4 protein-coding genes are annotated in these 3,096 nt (G+C 70.3%); 3 read left to right on the forward strand and 1 reads right to left on the reverse strand.

What is annotated here, in order from left to right:
- On the forward strand, positions 1 to 336 hold a 336-nt coding region (locus CH341_RS34600), incomplete at its 5' end, for a hypothetical protein (RefSeq protein WP_210208674.1).
- Between the two features lie 41 nt (positions 337 to 377).
- On the forward strand, positions 378 to 755 hold the full coding sequence (locus tag CH341_RS30010) for a hypothetical protein (protein WP_111423116.1): 378 nt from the start codon (positions 378 to 380) through the stop codon (positions 753 to 755).
- A 77-nt stretch (positions 756 to 832) separates the two neighbouring features.
- Here CH341_RS30010 and CH341_RS30015 read toward each other — a convergent pair whose 3' ends face one another.
- Positions 833 to 1,747, reverse strand: a complete 915-nt coding sequence (locus CH341_RS30015; protein ID WP_111423118.1) for a LysR family transcriptional regulator — start codon at positions 1,745 to 1,747, stop codon at positions 833 to 835.
- 166 nt (positions 1,748 to 1,913) lie between these two features.
- Here CH341_RS30015 and CH341_RS30020 point away from each other — a divergent pair.
- A partial coding sequence (locus CH341_RS30020) for an MFS transporter (protein ID WP_111423121.1) occupies positions 1,914 to 3,096 on the forward strand: 1,183 nt, incomplete at its 3' end.

Genomic DNA, 3,096 nt, shown 5'->3' on the forward strand with positions numbered 1-3,096 from the left:
ATCACGATCGCCCAGCCGCCGATCGGCGGAACCCACGATTTTCGGGTGCTGATCGGTGACGGCGGCGGATCGTCGGACGACACCGCCGTCACGCTGTCGATCTTCGGACGCCACATCATGCACTCGCCCGTCAGCTTCACCGTGCCGCTGTCGCCGGCCGTCGACGCGCTGCGCGCCGCCAACCGGCTGGCCGCCGACGCACCTCTCACGATCCGGGTGGAGCCGGCCGGCCCGGCGGGCTCGGCCGGCGGACACGCCGGCATGAGCATGAGCACGCGACCGGGCGCGAACGAGCCGAGCCCCGAGATCGTGTCGATCACGGTCCAGGCGCATTGAGGGGCGGCTCGATCAGGCGGCGGGCGCGGCGGCGGCCGGTCTTGGCCGGCCTGCTGTGCGCGGCGCTGTGCGCCTCCGCCGCCGCGGAGGACGCCGGGGACGGAACCGTCGACCTCGTGCTGTCCCGTCCCGCCGCGCCGGACGAGGAGGTGTGGCTGCAGGTGAAGACCGGCGCACTGCCGCGCGGTGCCGAGATCGAGGTCGCGACCGCGGACGGCACGCCGGTCGGCAGCGTGTCGCCGTTCGGAGCCGCCACCGCCCGCCAGGGCGCGAGCTACACGCTTCCGCTGCCGGCCGGCGCCGGCCGCGACGGCCGCGTGACCCTCCGGGTCAAGATCCAGGAGCCCGGCGCCGCCGCGCGACCTCCGCAAGCCGGCGAGGTGACGATCACACCGGTCTTCGTGGCGGTCGCGCGCTGAGGCGAAAGGTCGCCCGCCAGCCGGCCTGATCGGCGCACGCCGGTTCGGTCACCGGCGAGACCGGGCAGCGCCGCCCCTCATGCCTCGGCGATCGCGTCCCGTACGAGATCGCGCAGCCAGCGGTGGCCGGGATCGCGGTCGTAGCGGCGGTGCCACATCTGCACGAAGGAGAGCTCCGGCACCCGCACCGGCACCGGGATCGGGAACGCCACCAGGTCCGCGGTGTCGGGCAGGAGGCCGACCAGCCGCTGCCGCGTATGGGCGACCAGATCCGTCCCGCGCACCAGCCCGGGCACCGCGACATAGTGCGACACCGTCGCCATGACCCGCCGGTCGAGGCCCATGGCGGCCATGATGTCGTCGATCTGGACACCGGAATCGAGATTTGGAGCGACGGTGACGTGCGGGCACGCGAGATAGGACTGCTCGTCCATCCGGCCGCGGCGGAGCTTCGGATGATGACGATCGGCGACGCAGACGATGGTGTCGCGAAACAGCTCGCGCGAGCAGATGTCCGACGGCTGCTCCGGAAACACGCCGACCGCCAGATCGACCTCGTCGTCGACGATGCGCGAGCAGGTCGAGCGCGGCCCGGCCGTGGTGACCACGATGTCGACGTTCGGCGCCGACATGCGAAGCCGGCGGACGATCGCCGGCAGCACCTCGATGCTCATTGCGTCGCTCATCGACAGGCTGAAGGTGCGGGTCGTGGTCGCCGGATCGAAGGCGACCCGCGTCGTCATGATCGAATGCACCTCCGAGAGGACGGCGCGGATCGGCTGCACCAGCTCCAGCGCGACGTCGGTCGGCTCCATTCCGTGGGGCCCGCGGGTCAGCAGCGGATCCGAGAACATCGCGCGCAACCGGCGCAGCGAATGGCTGAGCGCCGACTGGGTCACGCCGAGCTTGTCGGCGGCCCGCGTCACGTTGCGCTCGGTGACCAGCACGTCGAACGCCACGAGCAGGTTGAGATCGACCGACTTGAGATTCATGACGCACCGCAACAATGAAGACGGTTCATGCCCCCATGACCATTACATGAATTCCCGTCCTGACGAAGCAGGTCTAGCCTTTCTCTCGGAAACGCTCACTACGCCTCATCACCTACCCCCGAACGCTGCGCCGTCCCGGCACACAAGACTGCTTCCGGAGTAGACCATGCTCATGCACGCCTCGTCCGGCGACAACCCGGCTCGTCTCGACGACATCGTCGGCCGCATCGAACGCCTGCCGATCTCCACCTGGCACGTGAAGGCCCGGGTGATCATCGGCACGGCGACCTTCTTCGACGCCTTCGACGCGCTCGCCATCGCCTTCGTCCTGCCGGTTCTGGCGCCGCTGTGGAAGCTCACCGCGCCGCAGATCGGCCTGATGATCTCGGTCGGCTATCTCGGCCAGCTGGTCGGCGCGCTCGCCTTCGGATGGCTGGCGCAGAAGCACGGCCGGGTGAAGACGATGATCTGGGCCGTGCTCCTGTTCACCAGCATGAGCATCGGCTGCGCGGTGGCGTGGGACTACAACTCGCTCCTGGCGTTCCGCACGCTGCAGGGCCTGGGGCTCGGCGGCGAGGTGCCGATCGCCGCCGTCTACATCAGCGAGATCGCCAAGGCGAAGGGGCGCGGCCGCTTCGTGCTGCTCTACGAGCTGATCTTCCCGATCGGCCTCGTCGCCGCCGGGCTGCTCGGCCGCTGGGTGGTGCCGCATCTCGGCTGGCACTACATGTTCCTGATCGGCGCGATCCCGGCCGTGCTGGTCGTGTTCATGCAGCGCATCCTGCCGGAATCGCCGCGCTGGCTGGCGACGCGCGGCCGCTTCGCCGAGGCCGAGGCCGCCCTCTCCTACATCGAGCGCGAGACCGAGAAGGCGACCGGCGCCCCGCTGCCGCCGCCCGAGCCCGTCGTCGCCTCGCACGACAAGCCCGCCTCCTGGGCCGATCTGTTCGGCCCGCGCTATCTGCGCCGCACCCTGGTGGTCTGGACGATCTGGTTCTCGGCCTATCTGATCACGTACGGGCTGACGGTCTGGCTGCCGACCATCTACCGCACCGTGTTCCACCTGTCGCTCGAGGACGCGCTGCAATACGGCCTGATCACCCAGGTGGTCGGCCTCGCCGGCACCCTCACCTGCGCGCTCAGCATCGACCGGCTCGGCCGCCGGCCGTGGTTCGCCCTCGCCTTCGCGGGCGCCGCGACGGCGCTGTGCGCTCTCTGGCTGATCGGCGCCGGCACCCCGATCCGCGTCCTGGTCCTGGTCAGCACCGCGTTCTTCTTCTCCTCGGTGCTGTCGATCGGCGTCTATCTCTACACGCCGGAGCTCTATCCGACGCGGGCCCGCGCCATCG

It is taken from the genome of Rhodoplanes roseus, from assembly GCF_003258865.1.
In the GTDB taxonomy this organism is placed as follows: Bacteria; Pseudomonadota; Alphaproteobacteria; order Rhizobiales; family Xanthobacteraceae; genus Rhodoplanes; species Rhodoplanes roseus.